This is a genomic window from Rhizobium phaseoli (genome assembly GCF_003985125.1).
GTDB classification, from domain to species: domain Bacteria; phylum Pseudomonadota; class Alphaproteobacteria; order Rhizobiales; family Rhizobiaceae; genus Rhizobium; species Rhizobium phaseoli.
In genome coordinates this window covers 13,332-33,231 of record NZ_ML133593.1, presented here as the reverse complement: position 1 = coordinate 33,231, position 19,900 = coordinate 13,332, and the positions used below count along the sequence as shown (strand labels likewise).

General features: G+C 63.0%; 20 protein-coding genes. 9 read left to right on the top strand and 11 right to left on the bottom strand.

Going from position 1 to position 19,900, the window contains the following annotated elements; translation table 11 throughout:
* Window positions 1-176 precede the first annotated feature (176 nt).
* From EFD56_RS28765 to EFD56_RS28755, 3 genes are all read left to right on the top strand, one after another.
* Window positions 177-881 carry a carbonic anhydrase gene (locus EFD56_RS28765; RefSeq protein ID WP_126906919.1) on the top strand — a complete coding sequence of 235 codons (705 nt, stop codon included), beginning with the start codon at window positions 177-179 and terminating at the stop codon, window positions 879-881.
* 4 nt (window positions 882-885) lie between these two features.
* Window positions 886-2,415, top strand: a complete 1,530-nt coding sequence (locus tag EFD56_RS28760) for a SulP family inorganic anion transporter (RefSeq protein ID WP_126906918.1) — start codon at window positions 886-888, stop codon at window positions 2,413-2,415.
* A 199-nt stretch (window positions 2,416-2,614) separates the two neighbouring features.
* Window positions 2,615-3,142: an AAA family ATPase gene (locus tag EFD56_RS28755; RefSeq protein WP_126906917.1), complete on the top strand. Its 528-nt coding sequence runs from the start codon at window positions 2,615-2,617 to the stop codon at window positions 3,140-3,142.
* 139 nt (window positions 3,143-3,281) lie between these two features.
* Here EFD56_RS28755 and EFD56_RS28750 read toward each other — a convergent pair whose 3' ends face one another.
* Window positions 3,282-5,054 carry an SLC13 family permease gene (locus EFD56_RS28750; protein ID WP_126906916.1) on the bottom strand — a complete coding sequence of 591 codons (1,773 nt, stop codon included), beginning with the start codon at window positions 5,052-5,054 and terminating at the stop codon, window positions 3,282-3,284.
* A 251-nt stretch (window positions 5,055-5,305) separates the two neighbouring features.
* Window positions 5,306-5,806, bottom strand: a complete 501-nt coding sequence (locus tag EFD56_RS28745) for a GFA family protein (protein WP_126906915.1) — start codon at window positions 5,804-5,806, stop codon at window positions 5,306-5,308.
* Between the two features lie 419 nt (window positions 5,807-6,225).
* On the opposite strand from EFD56_RS28745, the gene EFD56_RS28740 reads away from it, so the two are divergent.
* The 3 genes from EFD56_RS28740 (at window position 6,226) to EFD56_RS28730 (ending at window position 13,354) form a co-directional block, all read left to right on the top strand.
* On the top strand, window positions 6,226-11,445 hold the full coding sequence (locus EFD56_RS28740) for a cadherin-like domain-containing protein (protein WP_164736877.1): 5,220 nt from the start codon (window positions 6,226-6,228) through the stop codon (window positions 11,443-11,445).
* 171 nt (window positions 11,446-11,616) lie between these two features.
* Window positions 11,617-12,909, top strand: a complete 1,293-nt coding sequence (locus EFD56_RS28735; protein WP_245440651.1) for a YncE family protein — start codon at window positions 11,617-11,619, stop codon at window positions 12,907-12,909.
* Window positions 12,910-12,916: 7 nt separating this feature from the next.
* Window positions 12,917-13,354, top strand: coding sequence for a hypothetical protein (locus EFD56_RS28730; protein WP_225881789.1), 438 nt, complete (start codon window positions 12,917-12,919; stop codon window positions 13,352-13,354).
* 225 nt (window positions 13,355-13,579) lie between these two features.
* On the opposite strand, the gene EFD56_RS28725 is transcribed toward EFD56_RS28730, so the two are convergent.
* The 8 genes from EFD56_RS28725 to EFD56_RS28685 form a co-directional block, all read right to left on the bottom strand.
* Complete coding sequence (locus EFD56_RS28725; RefSeq protein WP_004675970.1) at window positions 13,580-14,041, bottom strand: DUF2231 domain-containing protein; 462 nt, start codon at window positions 14,039-14,041, stop codon at window positions 13,580-13,582.
* An 875-nt stretch (window positions 14,042-14,916) separates the two neighbouring features.
* The gene (locus EFD56_RS28715) at window positions 14,917-15,510 is read right to left on the bottom strand and encodes a hypothetical protein (protein ID WP_012483005.1); all 594 of its coding nucleotides are present in this window, start codon (window positions 15,508-15,510) and stop codon (window positions 14,917-14,919) included.
* A gap of 12 nt (window positions 15,511-15,522) precedes the next feature.
* Complete coding sequence (locus tag EFD56_RS28710; protein WP_004678189.1) at window positions 15,523-15,720, bottom strand: response regulator transcription factor; 198 nt, start codon at window positions 15,718-15,720, stop codon at window positions 15,523-15,525.
* Entirely contained in the window at window positions 15,717-16,010 is a 294-nt protein-coding gene (locus EFD56_RS28705; protein ID WP_016734508.1) for a GcrA family cell cycle regulator, read from the bottom strand. Before EFD56_RS28705 ends, EFD56_RS28710 begins: the two co-directional genes overlap by 4 nt.
* Window positions 16,007-16,405, bottom strand: coding sequence for a hypothetical protein (locus EFD56_RS28700; protein WP_041683566.1), 399 nt, complete (start codon window positions 16,403-16,405; stop codon window positions 16,007-16,009). The genes EFD56_RS28705 and EFD56_RS28700 overlap by 4 nt, the downstream gene beginning before the upstream one ends.
* Window positions 16,371-16,739 (bottom strand): hypothetical protein, encoded by a 369-nt coding sequence (locus tag EFD56_RS28695; RefSeq protein WP_097603668.1) that lies wholly within the window; start codon window positions 16,737-16,739, stop codon window positions 16,371-16,373. Before EFD56_RS28695 ends, EFD56_RS28700 begins: the two co-directional genes overlap by 35 nt.
* Window positions 16,740-16,763: 24 nt before the next feature.
* Window positions 16,764-17,030: a hypothetical protein gene (locus EFD56_RS28690; protein WP_126906913.1), complete on the bottom strand. Its 267-nt coding sequence runs from the start codon at window positions 17,028-17,030 to the stop codon at window positions 16,764-16,766.
* Between the two features lie 228 nt (window positions 17,031-17,258).
* Entirely contained in the window at window positions 17,259-17,492 is a 234-nt protein-coding gene (locus EFD56_RS28685) for a hypothetical protein (protein WP_097603666.1), read from the bottom strand.
* Between the two features lie 83 nt (window positions 17,493-17,575).
* On the opposite strand from EFD56_RS28685, the gene EFD56_RS28680 reads away from it, so the two are divergent.
* From EFD56_RS28680 to EFD56_RS28670, 3 genes are all read left to right on the top strand, one after another.
* Window positions 17,576-18,223 (top strand): S24 family peptidase, encoded by a 648-nt coding sequence (locus EFD56_RS28680; RefSeq protein WP_126906912.1) that lies wholly within the window; start codon window positions 17,576-17,578, stop codon window positions 18,221-18,223.
* Window positions 18,224-19,026: 803 nt separating this feature from the next.
* Window positions 19,027-19,290 (top strand): hypothetical protein, encoded by a 264-nt coding sequence (locus EFD56_RS28675; RefSeq protein ID WP_004673750.1) that lies wholly within the window; start codon window positions 19,027-19,029, stop codon window positions 19,288-19,290.
* Window positions 19,291-19,301: 11 nt separating this feature from the next.
* Window positions 19,302-19,520 carry a hypothetical protein gene (locus tag EFD56_RS28670; protein ID WP_126906911.1) on the top strand — a complete coding sequence of 73 codons (219 nt, stop codon included), beginning with the start codon at window positions 19,302-19,304 and terminating at the stop codon, window positions 19,518-19,520.
* 35 nt (window positions 19,521-19,555) lie between these two features.
* Here the strand turns inward: EFD56_RS28670 and EFD56_RS28665 are convergent, their stop codons facing one another.
* A complete protein-coding gene (locus EFD56_RS28665; RefSeq protein WP_010033943.1) occupies window positions 19,556-19,795 on the bottom strand; it encodes a DUF982 domain-containing protein in 240 nt (79 codons plus the stop codon).
* Between the last annotated feature and the right edge of the window lie 105 nt (window positions 19,796-19,900).

The following is a 19,900-nucleotide window of genomic DNA, read 5'->3' as shown; positions in this document are numbered from 1 at the left end:
CGTCGGATCTCGGTACCCTCCTCACGTGTTGTTGATCACGATCTCGCAGCGGCTGGTTGCACCGCACACTCTTTGCTGTTCTTTTCGCACCTGCGAACGAATCGCTTCTGTAACCCGCCGGACAAGAGACACTCCTCCTGCCAGTCCGACGTCCGGCCAGAAAGAGGATCCGAACAATGGGTGATCTCCTGAAAGGTATCTCCAGTTTTCGCGGCGCGGTTTTTCCCAACCAGTCGGCGCTTTACCGCAAGCTGGCGAGGGAAGGCCAGCAACCACAGGCTCTGATGATATCCTGCGCCGACAGCCGGGTGATGCCCGAAACCATCACGCAGGCCGGTCCGGGCGATCTCTTCGTCTGCCGCAATGCCGGCAACATCGTGCCGCCGTTCTCGACGCTCAATGGCGGGGTTTCATCCGCCATCGAATATGCGATCCTGGCGCTCGGCGTCAGCGACATCGTCGTCTGCGGCCATTCGGATTGCGGCGCAATGAAGGGCCTGTGCACTCCGGAGCTGCTGCAGCCGATGCCGAATGTCGCAGCCTGGCTGCGCCACAGCCATGCCGCCTATTCGATCGTCTGCCGGGCCTATCCGGACGATCTTTCCGAAAGTGATCGCGTGCGCGCCGTGGCGATGGAAAACGTCGTCGTTCAGCTCGATCACCTGAAGACGCATCCTTCCGTGGCCGCGAAACTCGCCACCAGCGAGATCACCCTGCATGGCTGGTTCTTCGACATCGAGACTGGCGAAGTCCAGGTCTATGACGGGGCAACAGCGACCTTCATGGTGCCGCAGGAGGGAGAGCCGCTGCCGGTTGCGATCACCGGCCGCGATCGGCCGCATGTCATGGCGCAAATCGCAGCAACGCTTGCCGCGGAGTAACGCCATGACAGCAGTGAGCTCCAGTTTTTCGCGCGACCTCGCCTCCTCGCTGGTCGTCTTCCTCGTCGCCATTCCACTGTGCCTGGGGATCGCAATCGCCTCCGGCGTGCCGGCCTCGATGGGCCTGATCTCCGGGATCATCGGCGGCATCGTCGTCGGCTTCCTGTCGGGCTCGCCGCTGCAGGTCTCCGGACCGGCAGCCGGACTTGCCGTCATCGTCTTCGGCTTCGTCGAGGACTATGGCGTCGCCATGCTCGCTCCCGTCCTGATCGCCGTCGGTTTCCTGCAGATCGCCGGCGGGTTCCTGCGGGTCGGCTCCTGGTTCCGGGCGATCTCGCCGGCCGTCGTTCACGGCATGCTCGCCGGTATCGGAATCCTGATCATCCTGGGGCAGATTCATGTACTGATGGATGCCAAGCCTGCTGCCGGCGGCATGGAGAACGTCGCGGCGATCGAGGACAGTTTCGCCCGTCTCTGGGGGACTGGCCTGACGAGCGAGGCAACCGCCCTGAAGATCGGGCTCATATCTCTCCTGGCCATGGTGTGCTGGGAGAAGTGCCGCCCGAAATCCCTTGCGCTGGTTCCGGGAGCGCTGGTCGGAGTCGCCGCGGCGACGGTCCTTGCCGCCGCGTTGCAGCTGCCGATCGCGCGTGTCGAGGTCCCCGCCTCGCTCGTCGACAGCATCACACTGCCGACCGCGGAAAACTTCGCCCGCTTGCTGGAGCCCGGCGTCATTCTCATGGCGGTGATGATTGCCGTCATCGCGAGTGCCGAAACGCTTCTTTCGGCCGCCGCCGTCGACCGGATGCATGACGGCGTGCGCACCGGGTTCAACAAGGAGCTGTTTGCCCAGGGCGTCGGCAACGGCCTCTGCGGCCTGCTCGGCGGATTGCCGATCACCGGCGTCATCGTCCGTTCCTCGGCCAACATTCAGGCCGGCGCGCGCACGCGGGCCTCCGCCATCCTGCACGGTACCTGGATACTGGGCCTGGTGGCGCTGGCGCCAAGCCTGTTGACCCTGGTGCCTTTGTCGGCCCTCGCCGCAGTCCTGCTCGTCACCGGATGGCGGTTGATCAGCCTGCGCCATGTCCGCCACCTGTTCGAGCATCATGGACTGGTTCCGGTCGGCATCTGGGCGGCGACCGTTGCCATGGTCGTCCTGCAGGACCTGCTGGTCGGCGTCGCGCTGGGCCTGGCGCTGTCGCTCATCGAGATCGTGCCCTACCTCAGGCGAAAACTCGCGATCAGGCACGCGGAGATCGACGAGGAGATCCATCTCCGGCTCGGCGGCGCAGCCACCTGCAAGGATGTGCCCATTCTGCTCAACACGCTCGAGCAGCTGCCCGAGGGCCGCAAGGTCAAGATTGTCGGCGAGGACCTCCATTACATGGATCACACCAGCGCCGAAACCATCAGCGAATGGCTGCGACGCGAGGCGAAGTCCGGCCGGGCGATCGAAATTCATCCGCCGCCGGCCGCACGCCACCCCCGCCTGAAACCGCTGTTTCAGCGTTTCGCGACCGAGGTCGCCTGATCAAATCCGGGGAGGGCAAACGCCCTCCCCGGGCGCTTCCTGTCCATGCGTTTTCAAACAAGCGGTTTGAGTGCAGGATCGGCCAGACCGGGCATCCACCAGCTCTTTCCGACCGCGGCATCCCATGCTCGAGCGATCTTCAAGTCTCTCAATGTGATGATAGGACATCGACAGCCGTCTAGAAGTTATCGAGGACACCATGCCCGCAGTTATATTGATTGGAGCGTCTGGTTCCGGCAAAACAACCATCGCTCAGGCAATCGCCGAGCGCTCTCCCGACAATACGGATGTTCTCTTCTTTGACACGATAGGCGTGCCGAGCGCTGAGGAGATGATAAGGGAGTACGGATCAGGGGAAGCCTGGCAGTTTGCCAAGACGGTCGAATGGATGAAGAGGATCGCCGAAATTACCAAGACAGGACGAAGGATCGTCTTTGAAGGCCAGACACGGCTTTCGTTCTTGGCTGAAGGGGCGGTCGCCGCAGCTTGGCAGGACTATGTTCCGATACTTGTCGACTGCAATGATAGCACAAGAGCAACTCGGCTGATTGTCGACCGGCGACAGCCCGAACTCGCCAATCCCGAGATGATGAACTGGGCGAATTATCTCAGAGAGGAGGCGCGAGCGCGTGGATGCGAGATTTTAGACACCTCTGCCATGTCGGTAGAGCAAGCCGTCTCTCGTGTCCTGAGCCTGACAATCCCATCCCCCGCTGCCCAGCGTTAGAGCCGTTCCGGGTTAGATTGAAGCATTCTGCCGGAGCAGGATCTCGCCTTATCCTGGCTAGGGATGCCAGCCCTTCGGTTTGACCGGGGAAGGCGGCAATCGGATCCAAATCCGTCCCCGCGGCTGCCGTCCCAGCGGTCTATTTCACCGGCCAGACGAAGAGCAGCGCGGGCACGCTGACCAGGATGATCAATGCCGACAGCGGCAGGCCGAGACGTGGGTAATCGGAGAATTTGTAACCGCCGGGGCCGAAGACAAGCGTGTTGCATTGATGGCCGACCGGGGTCAGGAAGTCGCAGCCCGCGCCAATTGCCACGGCCATCAGGAAGGCTTCCGGCCTGAAGCCGAGACCGGTTGCAAAACTGGCGGCGATCGGCGCCATGACGAGAACGGTCGCGGCATTGTTGAGGAAGGGTGTAACAGCCATGGCGCTGACCAGGATCAGGCCGAGCGCAGCCCATACCGGCAGATTCATCGCCACCGCACCCAGCCAGCCGGCAATCAGGTCGCTGCCGCCGGAGGTGCGCAAGGAATCCGAGACGGGAATAAGGGCGGCGAGCATGACCAGGATCGGCCCGTCGACCGCTTTATAGATATCCGTCAGCGGAATGGCCCGGAAGACAACCATGCCCAGCGCCGCTGCAAAGAAGGCCACGGCAACCGGCGCCAGGCCGACGGCGGTCGTTGCCATGGCGAGCGCCAGCATCAGAAGCGGAATGAAGGCGCGGCGCCGGGTGCCGAGCATCACCTCGCGCTGAGCGAGCGGCAACAGGCCAAAATCCTGCAGAAGCGCGGCCAGGCTTGCCCGGCTGCCCTGCAGAAGGAGGACATCGCCGACGCCGAGGGTCAAGCTGCCCAACCGTTCCTTGAGGCGCTCCCCGCGCCGGCTGATCGCCAGAATGTTGACCCCGCGCGTGTAGGAAAGCGCCAGCTCCTTGGCAGAAAGACCGGCGAGGGACGAGTCCTGGCTGACGATCGCCTCGAGCGAAATAATATGAGTGTCCGGCTGGCCCTCTTTCGTCAGCGGCTTGCCGGACAGCTTCAATTTGCCTTGTGATACGATGCGGTCCATCGCCGCCGAGGGACCTTCCAGCATCACAATATCGTCCAAGCGGAGCGTGAGATCAGGAAAGGGCGCCATCCTGGTGCCGCCGCGCAGCACGGCCGTGGCGATGACCTCGCCATCGCCTGCTTTCACCAGGTCGCTCAATGCCCGCTCGAGCAGCGTCGACTGGCCGGTGATTGCGACTTCGCTGGTGTAATTCTTGATCTCCACGACATCTTCGATGGCGTGGTCCTGCTTGGTGCGGCTTGGCACCAACCAGTGGAAGAACAAGAGAAAGGTGATGCCAACCACCGTCAGGATTGCGCCGATCGGCGTGAAGTCGAACATGGTGAAGGACGTTCCCGTCATCTCCTCCCGCAGCCGGGATACGACGATGTTCGGGGACGTGCCGACCTGCGTCATCAGTCCGCCGAGCAGGGCGGCGAATGACATCGGCATCAGGTATTTCGAGGGAGAAGCGCCGGATTTCCTGGCGAACTGAAAGGCGACCGGCATCATGATGGCGAGCGCGCCGATATTCTTGATGAAGGCAGACAGCAACGCCACGACGATCGTCAGCAGCGCGAGCTGGGTGGGAAACGTGTTGAGGTTTGGGAAAAATCGCTTGATGGCGGCATCGACGATGCCCGACCGGGCCACGCCCGCGCTCACGATCAGGGCGCTGCCAACGATGATGACGATGTCGTCCGAAAAGCCGGAGAAGGCTTTTTCCGGTGGGACGATTCCCGTCGCGACCGCCAGAACGAGCGCGCAACAGGCAACGACATCGTAGCGGAAGCGATCCCAGATGAAGACTGCCATCATCAGCCCGATGACAGAAAATGCGATGATCTGCTGTGTCGTCATACGGACCTGAAAGAGGCTGGGATGTCGCCGACAACCGAGCGGAACAAGATATCCAGGGAACGCCGTTACCACCCGCGAGTTCCCTGCCCCGCTAATCTAGCGCCTGTCAGCCGCCTGACCAGCGTATGCGTGCGCGAATAGATAGAGGGCATGCCGGCGAGCCTGTTCCGCCGGCCATCGAAGCAACGTGTCACTGCAGGCCCGAGCAAACGCGGACAATGACACGCCGCGGCGGCAGCGGCCTTCGGAATTCAGCCGTCACGCCCCCGCACCGCCCAGGAAGCGGTATCGTGATCGGGGTGCTGGTTGTTGCTCGCCTTGATCGCCGCGGCCCAATCGGCGCCGTTGGTTTCGGTCGCCCCGGTATTTTCCAGTCCCGTGATCGTCTCAAACCAGGTCACCATGTTCTCGGTGCAGGTATTGGCCAGCGGCGGGAAGGCGTTGGGATCGTCGAGCGAACCGATCATCAGGTTGGTGCGGCCGTTTTCGAGGTGATGGAAAAACAACGGCGTGCCGCAATTGGCGCAGAAGCCGCGCTCGACCAGCTCCGAGCTTTTCCACACGCTCGGCTTGCCGCGTGTCCAGGTGAGCGCATCATCGGGCGCGGCGACGAGCGCGGCAAAGATGCTGCCCGAAGCTTTCTGACACATGCGGCAATGGCAGAGATGTGAATTGTCGAACATGACGCTTGCGTGGTAGCGCACGGCGCCGCACTGGCAGCCGCCGCTCACGTCTCCCTCGATGCGTTTCATTTTCTTCTCCTGCAAGAGGTGGAATGGGCCTCATCCCTTTTAGGTAGTGGTGTTTCGATCGTCCAGCGCCCATCGCCGCGTCGACACGGATAGTCCCCCAGACCCTCGCATCCTTCCCCGTTTACATCCTCCAAGAGTTGAGCCGCGCTGCGGAACCAAGTGCAGGTTGACGTTATTGCACGCACAAGTAATCGCATGCATTGGTGGATCAATATATCCACAAGCAAATTAACTCTATTGTATAGTTGACGGCATTATATGTATTTCATGACTTACAGTTGGTAAAAATATAATATACCTTCCAGACTGGCATGTTTATCACGCGATTGCGTCGGGGGACGCGTGGGCGCGCCCGCGTAACAATAACGATTGGCGGCGAACATCTCCGTCGTTCGCAGTATCACTGGGGGGAGTTTGTAATGGCGACTACGACAGTTTCAGGCACGACCGTCACGTTTTCGAATTCAGGCGCGGCAGCCGATCTGACGCAATCCGGCACCGAGGACGGCAGCCTTCAGTTCACGTTCGACGTTCTGGCCGCAAGCGGCGGCGGCGTGAAGACGACGATCTATTCGGTGGATGACGGCGTCAAGAACGACGACGGAGGGGCAGCGATCACCGTTACCAACAAGGCGTTCGTCGATTACAACAAGGACCTGCTGATCCAGGACGGCGTGGGCATCAGCTTCAGCCAAACCAGCCAGATGGGAGCAACATTCTGGATCGGCAATGACAACAAGATCCACTATGACGCAGGCGGTCTGAGCGCGCAGATCAACGCGCTCGATGCGGGAGAAACCTTCAAGGACACGATCCAGTACACGATCAAGATGTCGAACGGCACGCTCAGCGTCGGCACGCTGACGGTTGTGATCAACGGCATCAACGACGCCCCGGTCCTCAGCGGCAATGCCGCGACGCTGGCAGGCAGCGAGGACACCCCCTACACGATCAGCACCGCCGACCTGCTGGCCGGCTTCAGCGATGTCGATGGCGACCAGCTGTCGGTTTCCGGCCTGACCGCCAATCATGGCGCCCTGGTCAACAACAACAACGGCACCTGGACCTTCACCCCGGATGCCAACTACAACGGCCCGGTCAGCCTCAGCTACACCGTCACCGACGGCCATGGCGGCAGTGTGCCGGCAACCCAGACCTTGACGCTGGCGGCCGTCAACGACGCCCCCGTCCTCAGCGGCAATGCAGCGACACTTTCGGCCGGCACCGAGGACACCCCCTACACGATCAGCGCCGCCGATCTGCTGGCCGGCTTTACCGATGTCGACGGCGACCAGCTGTCGGTCTCCGGCCTGACTGCCAATCACGGCGCCCTGGTCAACAACAATAACGGCACCTGGACCTTTACGCCTGACGCCAACTACAACGGCCCGGTCAGCCTCAGCTACACCGTCATCGACGGCCATGGCGGCAGTGTGCCGGCGACCCAGAGCTTCACGCTCGATGCGGTCAACGATGCCCCCGTCCTCAGCGGCAGTGCGGCGACGCTGGCGGCCGGCAGCGAGGACACGCCCTACACCATCAGCGCCGCCGATCTGCTGGCCGGCTTCAGCGATGTCGACGGCGACCAGCTGTCGGTCGCCGGCCTCACCGCCAATCACGGCGCCCTGGTCAACAACAACAACGGCACCTGGACGTTTACGCCTGACGCCAACTACAACGGCCCGGTCAGCCTCAGCTACGCCGTCGTCGATGGCCATGGCGGCAGTGTGCCGGCGACGCAGAGCTTCACGCTGGCTGCGGTCAATGACGCCCCCGTCCTCAGCGGCAGTGCAGCGACGCTGGTCGCAGGCACCGAGGACACCCCCTACACGATCAGCGCCGCCGACCTGCTGGCCGGCTTTACCGATGTCGACGGCGACCAGCTGTCGGTTTCCGGCCTGACCGCCAATCATGGCGCCCTGGTCGACAACAACAACGGCACCTGGACCTTCACCCCTGACGCCAACTACAACGGTGCGGTCAGCCTCAGCTACTCCGTCATCGATGGCCATGGCGGCAGTGTGCCGGCAACCCAGACCTTCACGCTGGCGGCCGTCAACGACGCCCCGGCTCTCAGCGGCAATGCGGCGACGCTCGTCGCAGGCACCGAGGACACGCCCTACACGATCAGCGCCGCCGATCTGCTGGCCGGCTTCACCGATGTCGACGGCGATCCGCTGTCGGTCTCCGGCCTGACCGCCAATCATGGCGCGCTGGTCAACAACAACGACGGCAGCTGGACCTTCACGCCGGATGCCAACTACAACGGCCCGGTCAGCCTGAGCTACGCCGTCATCGACGGCCATGGCGGCAGTGTGCCGGCAAGCCAGAGCTTCACGCTGGATGCCGTCAACGACGCCCCGGTCCTCAGCGGCAGTGCCGCGACACTTTCGGCCGGCAGCGAGGACACGCCCTATACGATCAGCGCCGCCGACCTGCTGGCCGGCTTCAGCGATGTCGATGGCGACCAGCTGTCGGTCGCCGGCCTGACTGCCAATCACGGCGCCCTGGTCAACAACAATAACGGCACCTGGACGTTTACGCCTGACGCCAACTACAACGGCCCGGTCAGCCTCAGCTACGCCGTCATCGACGGCCATGGCGGCAGTGTGCCGGCAAGCCAGAGCTTCACGCTCGATGCAGTCAACGACGCCCCCGTCCTCAGCGGCAGTGCAGCGACGCTGGTCGCAGGCACCGAGGACACGCCCTACACCATCAGCGCCGCCGATCTGCTGGCCGGCTTCAGCGATGTCGATGGCGACCAGCTGTCGGTCGCCGGCCTGACCGCCAATCATGGCGCCCTGGTCAACAACAATGACGGCACCTGGACCTTCACGCCTGACGCCAACTACAACGGTGCGGTCAGCCTCAGCTATACCGTCATCGACGGCCATGGCGGCAGTGTGCCGGCGACGCAGAGCTTCACGCTCGATGCGGTCAATGACGCCCCCGTCCTCAGCGGCAGTGCAGCGACGCTGGTCGCAGGCACCGAGGACACCCCCTACACGATCAGCGCCGCCGATCTGCTGGCCGGTTTCTCCGATGTCGACGGCGACCAGCTGTCGGTTTCCGGCCTGACCGCCAATCATGGCGCCCTGGTCGACAACAACAACGGCACCTGGACCTTCACCCCTGACGCCAACTACAACGGTGCGGTCAGCCTCAGCTACTCCGTCATCGATGGCCATGGCGGCAGTGTGCCGGCAACCCAGACCTTCACGCTGGCGGCCGTCAACGACGCCCCGGCTCTCAGCGGCAATGCGGCGACGCTCGTCGCAGGCACCGAGGACACGCCCTACACGATCAGCGCCGCCGATCTGCTGGCCGGCTTCACCGATGTCGACGGCGATCCGCTGTCGGTCTCCGGCCTGACCGCCAATCATGGCGCGCTGGTCAACAACAACGACGGCAGCTGGACCTTCACGCCGGATGCCAACTACAACGGCCCGGTCAGCCTGAGCTACGCCGTCATCGACGGCCATGGCGGCAGTGTGCCGGCAAGCCAGAGCTTCACGCTGGATGCCGTCAACGACGCCCCGGTCCTCAGCGGCAGTGCCGCGACACTTTCGGCCGGCAGCGAGGACACGCCCTATACGATCAGCGCCGCCGACCTGCTGGCCGGCTTCAGCGATGTCGATGGCGACCAGCTGTCGGTCGCCGGCCTGACCGCCAATCATGGCGCCCTGGTCAACAACAACAACGGCACCTGGACCTTCACCCCGGATGCCAACTACAACGGCCCGGTCAGCCTCAGCTACACCGTCACCGACGGCCATGGCGGCAGTGTGCCGGCAACCCAGACCTTGACGCTGGCGGCCGTCAACGACGCCCCCGTCCTCAGCGGCAATGCAGCGACACTTTCGGCCGGCACCGAGGACACCCCCTACACGATCAGCGCCGCCGATCTGCTGGCCGGCTTTACCGATGTCGACGGCGACCAGCTGTCGGTCTCCGGCCTGACTGCCAATCACGGCGCCCTGGTCAACAACAATGATGGCACCTGGACGTTTACGCCTGACGCCAACTACAACGGCCCGGTCAGCCTCAGCTACTCCGTCATCGACGGCCATGGCGGCAGTGTCCCGGCAAGCCAGACCTTCACGCTGGCGGCGGTCAACGATGCCCCCGTCCTCAGCGGCAGTGCGGCGACGCTGGCGGCCGGCAGCGAGGACACGCCCTACACCATCAGCGCCGCCGACCTGCTGGCCGGCTTCTCCGATGTCGACGGCGACCAGCTGTCGGTCTCCGGTCTGACCGCCAACCATGGCGCCCTGGTCGACAACAATGACGGCACCTGGACCTTCACGCCGGATGCCAACTACAACGGCCCGGTCAGCCTCAGCTATACCGTAACCGACGGAAACGGCGGCAGCCTGCCGGCAAGCCAGAGCTTGACGCTGGCGGCGGTCAACGACGCTCCCGTCCTCAGCGGCAGTGCGGCGACGCTCGCCGCAGGCAGCGAGGACACCCCCTACACCATCAGCGCCGCCGATCTGCTGGCCGGCTTCAGCGATGTCGATGGCGACCAGCTGTCGGTCGCCGGCCTGACCGCCAATCACGGCGCCCTGGTCAACAACAATAACGGCACCTGGACCTTTACGCCTGACGCCAACTACAACGGCCCGGTCAGCCTCAGCTACACCGTCATCGATGGCCATGGCGGCAATGTGCCGGCCAGCCAGAGCTTGACGCTGGCGGCGGTCAACGACGCGCCGACGGCGGTTGTGTTGTCGAACACCGTCACGTCGACGCCCGAAAATGGGGGCGTGATCAAAGTTGCCGATATTGCGGTGACGGATGTCGATTCCGGAAACAACGTATTGTCGCTGTCTGGCAGTGACTCCGCGTCATTCACCATCTTGAACGGCGCGCTGTACTTCAACGGCGGCGCGAACTTCGAAGCGAAGGCCGGCTACGACGTGACCGTGAACGTGAATGATGCAACGGTCGGCGGCACGCCGGATGCCTCGCATAACTTCCATCTCGGCATCACCGACGTGCTCGAAAGCGACAGCGATACGAGCAATGACCATGATACCGACACAGCGACCGCGACTACGACAAACTGGGGCGAAACCAACGGTGTCGATATCAAGGTCGGAAATGCGGCGGACAACACCATCAGCGGCGGCAACTCTGGCGATACGCTCTACGGCCAGGCAGGCAACGACACGCTGAATGGAAACAACGGGGCCGATGCGCTCTACGGCCAGGCGGGCAACGACATACTGATCGGAAGCCAGGGCTTGGACACGTTGTATGGTGGCTCCGGCAACGACACGCTCAATGGCAGCGCCGAGCAGGATAGCCTTTGGGGTGGCTCCGGCAATGACACATTTGTGTTTACGACCGGCGACAGCACGTCCGGCGCCCCGGACACGATCTTTGACTTCCACCATGGGTTTGACAAGATCGATGTGAGCGGGGTCGACGCGTACACGGCCAACCCCAACACCCCCGGTGATCAAGCCTTCGCCTGGAGTGGAACGACGGCGACGGCTCACAGTGCCTGGTACACGGAAAGCGGCGGCAACACGATCCTTCACTTCGATAGCAACGGAGACACGAATACCGACGAAACGACGATCGTCTTGACAGGCACAAACCTGGGCTTGACGAGTTCGGATTTCATCCTCTGATCAAAACGGCGGCCGCTTTCCGGCCATGCCGCCACCGCGGCGGTTTCATCGCGGTGGCGGGCCCACAGTCGATCTTTTCCGATCGGCACGACGAAAGCACGGGTTGCGATCCTTGATCGTCCGGCCGCGCCGGAACGGGTGCAATTCTGGTGTGGTGGCTGGTTATATCGAATGCAACCAGCGCGTTTTACATTCCCTTATGGCTTTGCAGGTATGATCCCGTCCAGCGAGATCGGAGAGCAGGCCTTGTTCATATCCACCCTGCTGGCGGCGCTCAGCATAAGCTTTGCTTCAGCCGCGATGGCTTCTCATGAATTGATCGGCTGCACAGGCGACTGGACGAAGACCATCGAGTCGCTCGAGCCCAGACCTGCCGGGCCAATGAATTTGTCGGCCATACGCTGCCTTCCGATCTTCCACGACGGCTACCCGGTTTACCTGTCCCCCGATGGAAGCAAGGCCTTTACCTCTCACGCTATCAAAGGGCTGTGGGTCGGCAGCATTGATCGGGCCGGTGCCAACTACACATTCCCGATGCATGGGTTCAGCTCCCTCTGGACGCCGATCGTGCCCTTCGAATGGCTGCCCGACTCGTCTGCGGTCCTCGGCGTCGCCCAAGACAAAGACCGTTCGGGCTTCGCGCTCGGAGGCCTGCAACCGTACCTGTTCACCGAGACCGGCGGCCAAACGCCTTTGCCTGTTCTCACCCATCCGAATGGACCGCTGGACGAAATCTTTTGGATCGGCGGCACCGGCCTGGCCTTCACAACATTCGGCACCCGGGGTTCCTACTACAATCCCGAACATGAAGACCCGCACCCGACGATCGCTCTCGTCGACGCCAAGGCGGGTCGCGTCCTGGATGCCGTTGAACTTGCGACGATCCCAACGCCGCCTGACTATAGGCGCTTTGTCGCGGCGTCTTCCCGGATCGACCGGAGCGGCCGGCTACGTGTGCTGACCGCCTGGCGTCCGGACATCTGGATGCTCTGGGATCAAGGCAAAAAGCCAAGGATTTTGCCGATCCACAACAAGATAATGCATCCGCGCTACGCGCTTTCCATGGACGGAAACAATGTGCTGATCATGGGGAACCTCAGCGCAACCGGTTTGATTTGCGAGTTCGGAAACCCCTGTCCGCCGCCGACGCCGCAGTCGGGAATGATCGCAGAGCTAAGGGAGGTGGTCTCGGGTCGGCTGATTTGGTCGATAACCGGGAAAGCCGATGACTTCTCCATCAGTCGTGTCCCCGCCATCAGCCCCGATAACCGCTACGCTCTCATAACGATGCAAAGCGAAAAGGAATACGTGACCCTTGTATCGATGACGGATGGTTCCGTTCTTCAGCGCTTTGAAATGCCCGGCTGGGCCAGCCCGACGCTCGGCTTCTCCCCGGACGGCAAAGAAGCCTGGATCACAGGCGGGTCGGTGATGGCGACCTTCACGATCGGAACACAACAATGAAACGGTGGTGGCATCCGGCTTTCCGCTCGATAGCGTCTGCGACCCGGCAGCCCCTCGCATCCGTTTTTCCGCAGGCCTTCCGCCTGTCGACGACGCGTTTCCTTTTCTTCTCGCTGGTGAAAGCATGACGTGGAAAGTGAAAATACCTCTGCTCATTCTGGGCTGTTTCTTGGCGATGTCGGGTGTCCTGTTCCGGTCGTTCTGGCTGTCCGAATGGGGGATGCCCACCTTCATCGTCCTGGTGTGGCTCATCATGAGCATCGCTTTTGGATGGGGAGGAAACGGCAAGCCCTATTCGCTCCGCTTCGGCTTCATTTGCGGCAGCGGCATCGCGCTGGTTTTTCTGGCGACCGGCTATATCCACCGCTATGCCGGCTTCGCCCTGATGTTTGCTCTTCTCTCGCTCGGTATCAAGACGAAGTTCTTTGAACGCCGCTGGAGGTGAACGGCTGCTATCTGCGCCTGACGCGGCTGATCAAATATTTGATCGGCGCGGGAACAAGATGCCCCGCCGATCGTAAGGATTATGGGCCGTGCGGAGGTGCTAACAACACAGCCATGCACTTCGATACTCTGTGCGGCCCACTCTTATCCCATCAAGACGGCACATCGACTCCGGCAGCCATGACAGCTGCCGCGGCGGCGTGAGGCCGCTCCATCCTGAATTCCCTCACCGCGTCGAATTGCCGGTCTCGTCCTTGACGCCGACCCGGTGGCGGTAGACCATTTCCCAACCCTTCCAGCCGTTGAACAAAAGAAGCGCAACGGCGAGCAGAGACAGCACCAGCCCGGTCGGGACGATGAAATCCGGGCCCTGTACGAGCCGGCGCCAGAGGCTGACGGCCTCGATCAGAACGACGACCACGTTGCCGATCATGTGGAGCCAGGCATCCCGCAGGGCGCGAATGCGATCATCGCCCAAAAAGTCGGTCAGTCCGGCGAGCGCTGCCAGCGCCGCCATGACGAGACCGGCCCCGAGCATCCAGTTCGACGCCGCCGGCCAGAATGGATTATCGGATTGGCTGTGGACGATATCGGTGACCAGCGTTCCGACGAAGAAGGCGACCGGAAACGGAATCAACATCGGGTGGATCGGATGGCCGGCAATGCTCAAGGTGCTTTTCGGGTTCATGGATGCCTCCGGCGATTTCAGTTGTGCGCTTCCTAACAATCGAAGGGCATCGTCGGTTCCCGCCTGCCGCGGGTTCGCAGGCGCTGCGTCCTGATGACAGCCCTCCCGAGCCTGGAATCCATCGCCCCAGTCGGCGAGGCCGGCATGGGAGATCGGCGAGACCTGCCCCTCATCCGGCTGCCGCCACCTTCTCCCCGCGCGCGGGGAGAAGGGGACAAGTCGCGACCTCTCCGTCTCTCGCCAGCCTCTCGCAGGGCACGTCCCCTCTCCCCGTCAGAACGGGGAGAGGGTTAGGGTGAGGGGCCAATCTGAGGACGACGGTGGGGTGAGCTCCGTGACAAATCCAGCAATGGTGCGAGAACAGCAGCAGCGTCGCGCCTCCCGCCGATGCCCCTCCCCGCCCTCCGTCATCCCAGGCCTTGAGCCTGGAATCCATGGCCACAGGCGGCGAGGCCGGCATGGGTCCGCGGGTCAAGCCCGAGGACGACGGAGCGTGGGGTGAGCTCCGTGACAAATCCAGCGATGGTGCGAGAACAGCAGCAGCGTTGCGCCTCTTGCCGATGCCCCTCCCCGCCCTCCGTCATTCCAGGCCTTGAGCCTGGAATCCATGGCCACAGGCGGCGAGGCCGGCATGGGTCCGCGGGTCAAGCCCGAGGACGACGGAGCGTGGGGTGAGCTCCGAGGCAAATCCAGCGATGGTGCGAGAACAGCAGCAGCGTTGCGCCTCTTGCCGATGCCCCTCCCCACCCTCCGTCATTCCAGGCCTTGAGCGTGGAATCCAGGACCGCCGGCGGCGAGGCCGGCATGGGTCCTCTGTCAAGCCCGAGGACGGGTGTGGGGGCCGGTGCGATACCGCCCCACGTGCAGAAGAACGCTCACCCACCCTTCGACTTCCGCAGCGCGATCAGCCCGCGCCGCAGCCACAGCAATTGCTGCGGCGGCATGTGGCGCAGATGTTCGTAGTCCATCACCGCGACGTTATAGACGGTGCTCCGCACCTGCGGGCCGTCCTCGCAGGCAAGCAGGATCGCCTGCAGCGCCATCATCCGGTTGCTCGCCTTGCGGGCGCGCTCGGCGAGGCTTTCGGTCACCTCGCCTTCATGGCCCTTGACGGCAAAGAGCGATTGCGCCCTCGGGCTCGGCGCCGGGATGCCCGTCGTCTTGTGGTAGCGGGCCATGGCCTCGGCATAGTCGTCGCCGGCCTGGCGCTGCTCGTCGGTGATGGCGCCATCGAGGAACATGCGGCCGAGGGTGTAGCCGGCATAGGGGCTCCTGACCGTCTCGTCATCAACCGTCCTGGTGAAGCCGTGGATGCGGCGGCGGGCGGCGACCGCCACGCTGACATTGTCCTTCTCGGTCTCGAAGGGCTTGATCTTGCCGCAGGGAAACCGCTCGACATTTGTCTTGCGCGGCCGGCCGGCGCCCTTGTTTACCCGCTGTATCTTCACCTTGGTGGCCTTGCCGCCCATCTGATGTCCTTCCTATCGAATGATGCCGTTTCTGAGCGCTTCGGCGACCAGGGCGGTCTCCTTGAAGACGCCGAGCTTCGCCTTGGCATTGGCGATGTGGGTGTTGACGGTGATCGGCGAGATGGCGAGGATGGCGCCGATCTCGGCGGCGGTCTTGCCCGCCGCCATCCAGCCGATGATTTCGCGCTCGCGCGGGGTGACGGCGCTCATGGCGCCGGCCCGTCGATGGTCGGCACGCGCGGCATCGTCACATGGGCGCCCGACAGCGTCACCCGTGTCACCCGGTCGGGATGGCGGATCGGCGCGGCAGCCGCAATGCCGGGCGGCGGCCTCAGCGCATCCTGGCGCGCGGGAAACCGGTCGCGGTTGCGATGCGCCATGTTGATGACCGTGTTCTTCTTCGAGCCGAACAGCTCGGCGATCTCGCGCGCCGAAAAGCCCGCCTGCCAGAATTTCTGCGCCTCGGCGATCTTGTCTTCCGTCCAGAACAGCTCTCTCATCCCACCGTCTCCTGTGCGTCTCGTGCGGCCTTGGCGATGACCGGGTTGTCGGGAAACATGCTGGCGAGCTGCCGCCTGGCGTTGAGGCTGCCGTTCGCCGCCTGCCTCAGCAGCTGCATCTTGTAGGCCGCGACCTTCGGCTGCGGCGGTTCGGGCCGCCTTTCGATCGGCGGCCGGTTTTCTCTCGTGATCACCGCCTGCTGCTGGCGGGCCGCTTCGGCAAAGCTCGCGGCACTCGGGGCGAAGGCGCGGTTATGGTCCCTGACCTTGCCTGACAGGAACAGTTTGGCGGCGCGCCAGACCGCCTCGGCCGGAATGCCGTCGATGGCGACGAGATAGGCGCGGATCTGCATGTCCGGATCAGTGCCGGCGGAGGCCGGAAAGCCCGAAAGCATCCCCGCTATGATCGTCACCGGAGAGGAAATCTCTTGCGGCATCGACCAATGTCCTTCTGCCCGTGTTTGCATCGGCCGATCCCGCTTCCCTCGCCTTCTCATTGAAATACCAGTCGGATTTGATCGCCCGCCAGCCGCGCAGGATCTGCATCTCGGCGGCGTCGACGGGGTTGCCGGTCTTCAGATATTCCTTGACCTGGATCTTCGCCGCATAAGCCGTCAGCGGCTTCTTCAGCGTGCGGCTGCGATGCTCGATGATCGCCGCCGCCAGCTCCTGCCCCAGCACCGGGCTCAAGATCTCCATGATGTCCTTGTCCATTATTTCCTTTTCCATGCGCATCCCTTTCCGCTCACCCACTCAGACCCGCAGCCTGCGCCGCGCGCCGGCGAAATTGACCGGGGCGCCCGGCCGGGCGGGGCGGCGGGCAAACCGCCGGACCTTGCCGGCGGCGTAATCCTCTTGGGCCGTGTCGCCCTTCTCGGCGCTGCGCAGCCGGTGGATCTGCGTTTCCACTTCAGGCACCGACATGCCGAGAATGGCTGAGATCTCGATATAGTCGCGGCCGGTGCGGAAGAGCGCGAGGGCGCTCATCTCAATGCCCTGACGGGCTGGGGCGATGTTCATCGCGTGATCCTCTTTCCCCAGGACGCGGCCGGATGCTCCCGGCAAAGCCGGCCCCGGCCGTCCTTGATTTTTCTTGTTCGTTGCTGACATCAGGAGCCCGCTCTGTTGCGGGAGCAAGGGCTCCGGTCGTCGTCTCCCAGGGCTGCCGCCCTGTGGCCGCGACGCGTCGCGTCCTGGAGATGCCGGCGCCGCCGAGGGAGGAGCGGCGACGCCGGCGACCGATAGCCGTCAGGGAGGAGTGAGGCTGTCGGATATGATGATCGGCAAGGAACGGGCGAGGTTCACGGCCTGCCGCATCTCCTCCGGGTCGGTCTGCCGACCGCAATCTTCGCAATGGCGCTCGATCACCTCGGCGATCGACAGCGCCCTGCCGCAGTTCGGGCAGCCGGTGTAGCGGGCGCCCCGGTGATCGGCAAAGCCCGAAGGCCTCGGCCTGACGTTGATGCTGTATGTCTGTGTCATGGTGATAAGGGTATATAAAATACCTCGCACGTCAAGCAAATTAGGGCATTACATGTACCTTTTTTTAGGGTATAATTTATATCATGTTGAAAGATCAGGAACAATTTGAGCGCGAAGAACGCGCAAAGCGTCTGGTCATGGCCAGGAAGAACGCCGGCTTTGCCGGGCCGAAGGTGATCGTCGATCGGTTCGGCTGGAACGCCAATGTCTACAAGGCGCATGAGTCGGGCCGGAACGGCTTCGGCATTGCCGACGCGAAGAAATATGCCAAGGCGTTCAAGGTCAATCTCAACTGGCTGCAGTTCGGCATCGGCGATGCGCTCGATCCGGAAGAGCGGCCGGTCTCCGTTGCCGACGTGCCGAAGATCTCCTGGGTCAGCGCCGGCCAGCTGACCGAGCAGGCACCGATCACCGACTTCTCGGAATTCGCGACCGTCGCCGCGCTCGATCTGCCGGACGGCGACTGGATCGCCCTCGAGGTCGAAGGCAATTCGATGAACAAGATCTCGCCGCCGGGCTCGATCATTTTCGTCAATCGCCGCGACAAGCGCCTGGCGCCGAACGCGCTTTACGTCGTCGCCGACGAGACCGGCGCTGCGACCTACAAGCGCTACCGCCCGAACGACAATCCGCCCTTCCAGCCCGCCTCCTACGAGGAGGTGCCGCCGCCACAATTCCAGGGCGCCGTCACCATTGTCGGGCGCGTCCGCCGCTCGGTGATCGAGATGTGAGAGCCTCGACTTCTCTCGAAACATCAATAAATTCCTGGATATAACTTTCAGCTTTCCAGCAAAACGCCAAGCCCTTCCGAAAAAGATTCAAGATGATCCGTCCTTCCTCAGGCGCCGGCAGAATTTGGTTCTACATCGTCACACTCGCCGTGCTGCTCATCGCTTTCGGCGCCGCGCGGGGGATGCTGCATTGAGCTGAGCTTCGCCTCGAAAAGCGAAGGGCATCGGACGCCTTGCCGGCGCTCCAATTACCGCGCGCAAAGTTCTGCGGCGCGCTCGCGACACCGTCGCGCCTGGAACCAAGCCTTCGAGCGCCGGCATCGAAACCGAAAGACCGCGACCCGCCACAGAGCGGATCATCGCCGCCGCCGCGCGCGCCTGGTATCCTGATCTCTCTTGCTCCTTTTCTCTTCCATCTCTTTCCCGTTCCTGAAGGCTGGTGAGGGAGGGTTCCGGCCAAAGCTTCCCCCTACCCCATGAGCAAAGCCCATGAAGCCGGGAGAGCATTGGCCATGTCCTGAAGGCCGGAGCCGGGATGGGACACGTGCCAGAGGGGCCATTCGCTTCGCCCTCGTCCTGATTTTCTGACAGCGCACTTAAGGACTTTCGCTTCCCGCGCCGCTGGGCTTCGTCAGCTCGGGAGTTGCACCCGGTCGCCCAATCACTGCGCTCACCCATACGCCTACGAATAGTACCTCGTCAATCCGTGAGGTATTTTTTATACCCAACGCGATTGACGCATTGAGGTATTAAATATACCTTTCTTCACGCCGCTGATCAGACAGCGCAGAGAGGGCAAAGCGATGCAGCATTTCCGCAAGATCGAGACCGAGCAGAGCCTAAGGGACGCCCGCTGGAATGCCGCCCGCCGGCTCGACGACTGCGCCGCCTATATGGCCAATGAAGCCCAGCGCATGGGGGCGCTCGGCTTTGCCTATCTCCGCCGCCCCGAACATTCGGTCCGCGGCCCGTCCTGGCTGCGCGGCGCCACATCAAGTGTGGCGGCGCATTACCGCTATGCCCGCGAGATCATGGGCATCACCGACCGCGATCAGCTTTACGCCTGAGGGAGATGGCCATGTCTGCCGACTGCATCATCCAAGCCTTTTCCGGCTGCCCCTGCCCGCCCGGCCACTGCGCCGAAAGGCCCGTCGCCCCGGCGCCCGTCACCTTCGTCTCCTGGCGGATCCAGACCCTCACCTGCCTCGCCTTCGGCTTCCTCGCCGCAATCGTCTCGGCCGCCTGGATGGAGCCGCAGCTGAAGCACCGTGATCTCGCAAATCAGGAGCAGACATAATGGAAGTGCGCGAAGGCCTTTGCCAATACCGCCGGTCAGGAACTGAACTTGATGTCGCTCGCCTTGGCCGCCGTTATGAAGGCGCGGCGCACCTGCTCGGGCCCGGCGGCGTCGTTGAAGACGTCAAGCACAAGCAGCTCGGCAGCCTTGGCCGCCGGCGTCTGCTCCGGCCAGTCGCTCAGCAGCATATTGCCGGCCTGGACGACGTTATAAACGGTCCTGGTCTTGCCATTGATGGTGATCTTCACTGGTTTGAAGCTTCGCCGCTTGCTCATGATGCAGCCCCCCAACACGGAACACGCGACTCAACGAATCACTTTGGGACTCGTTCCGGTCGTCGCGTTTTTCTCATCCCGCGTCCCTGATTATAGCTTTTTGGT

Coding starts and splice junctions, on each gene's coding strand:
- EFD56_RS28690 (WP_126906913.1), bottom strand. CDS start 17,030: ATGAACATCGCCCCAGCCCGTCAGGGCATTGAGATGAGCGCCCTCGCG.
- EFD56_RS28685 (WP_097603666.1), bottom strand. CDS start 17,492: ATGACACAGACATACAGCATCAACGTCAGGCCGAGGCCTTCGGGCTTT.
- EFD56_RS28760 (WP_126906918.1), top strand. CDS start 886: ATGACAGCAGTGAGCTCCAGTTTTTCGCGCGACCTCGCCTCCTCGCTG.
- EFD56_RS28670 (WP_126906911.1), top strand. CDS start 19,302: ATGTCTGCCGACTGCATCATCCAAGCCTTTTCCGGCTGCCCCTGCCCG.
- EFD56_RS28735 (WP_245440651.1), top strand. CDS start 11,617: ATGCAACCAGCGCGTTTTACATTCCCTTATGGCTTTGCAGGTATGATC.
- EFD56_RS28705 (WP_016734508.1), bottom strand. CDS start 16,010: ATGAGAGAGCTGTTCTGGACGGAAGACAAGATCGCCGAGGCGCAGAAA.
- EFD56_RS28750 (WP_126906916.1), bottom strand. CDS start 5,054: ATGACGACACAGCAGATCATCGCATTTTCTGTCATCGGGCTGATGATG.
- EFD56_RS28710 (WP_004678189.1), bottom strand. CDS start 15,720: ATGAGCGCCGTCACCCCGCGCGAGCGCGAAATCATCGGCTGGATGGCG.
- EFD56_RS28745 (WP_126906915.1), bottom strand. CDS start 5,806: ATGAAACGCATCGAGGGAGACGTGAGCGGCGGCTGCCAGTGCGGCGCC.
- EFD56_RS28740 (WP_164736877.1), top strand. CDS start 6,226: ATGGCGACTACGACAGTTTCAGGCACGACCGTCACGTTTTCGAATTCA.
- EFD56_RS28765 (WP_126906919.1), top strand. CDS start 177: ATGGGTGATCTCCTGAAAGGTATCTCCAGTTTTCGCGGCGCGGTTTTT.
- EFD56_RS28695 (WP_097603668.1), bottom strand. CDS start 16,739: ATGGAAAAGGAAATAATGGACAAGGACATCATGGAGATCTTGAGCCCG.
- EFD56_RS28755 (WP_126906917.1), top strand. CDS start 2,615: ATGCCCGCAGTTATATTGATTGGAGCGTCTGGTTCCGGCAAAACAACC.
- EFD56_RS28675 (WP_004673750.1), top strand. CDS start 19,027: ATGCAGCATTTCCGCAAGATCGAGACCGAGCAGAGCCTAAGGGACGCC.
- EFD56_RS28725 (WP_004675970.1), bottom strand. CDS start 14,041: ATGAACCCGAAAAGCACCTTGAGCATTGCCGGCCATCCGATCCACCCG.
- EFD56_RS28715 (WP_012483005.1), bottom strand. CDS start 15,510: ATGGGCGGCAAGGCCACCAAGGTGAAGATACAGCGGGTAAACAAGGGC.
- EFD56_RS28665 (WP_010033943.1), bottom strand. CDS start 19,795: ATGAGCAAGCGGCGAAGCTTCAAACCAGTGAAGATCACCATCAATGGC.
- EFD56_RS28680 (WP_126906912.1), top strand. CDS start 17,576: ATGTTGAAAGATCAGGAACAATTTGAGCGCGAAGAACGCGCAAAGCGT.
- EFD56_RS28700 (WP_041683566.1), bottom strand. CDS start 16,405: ATGCTTTCGGGCTTTCCGGCCTCCGCCGGCACTGATCCGGACATGCAG.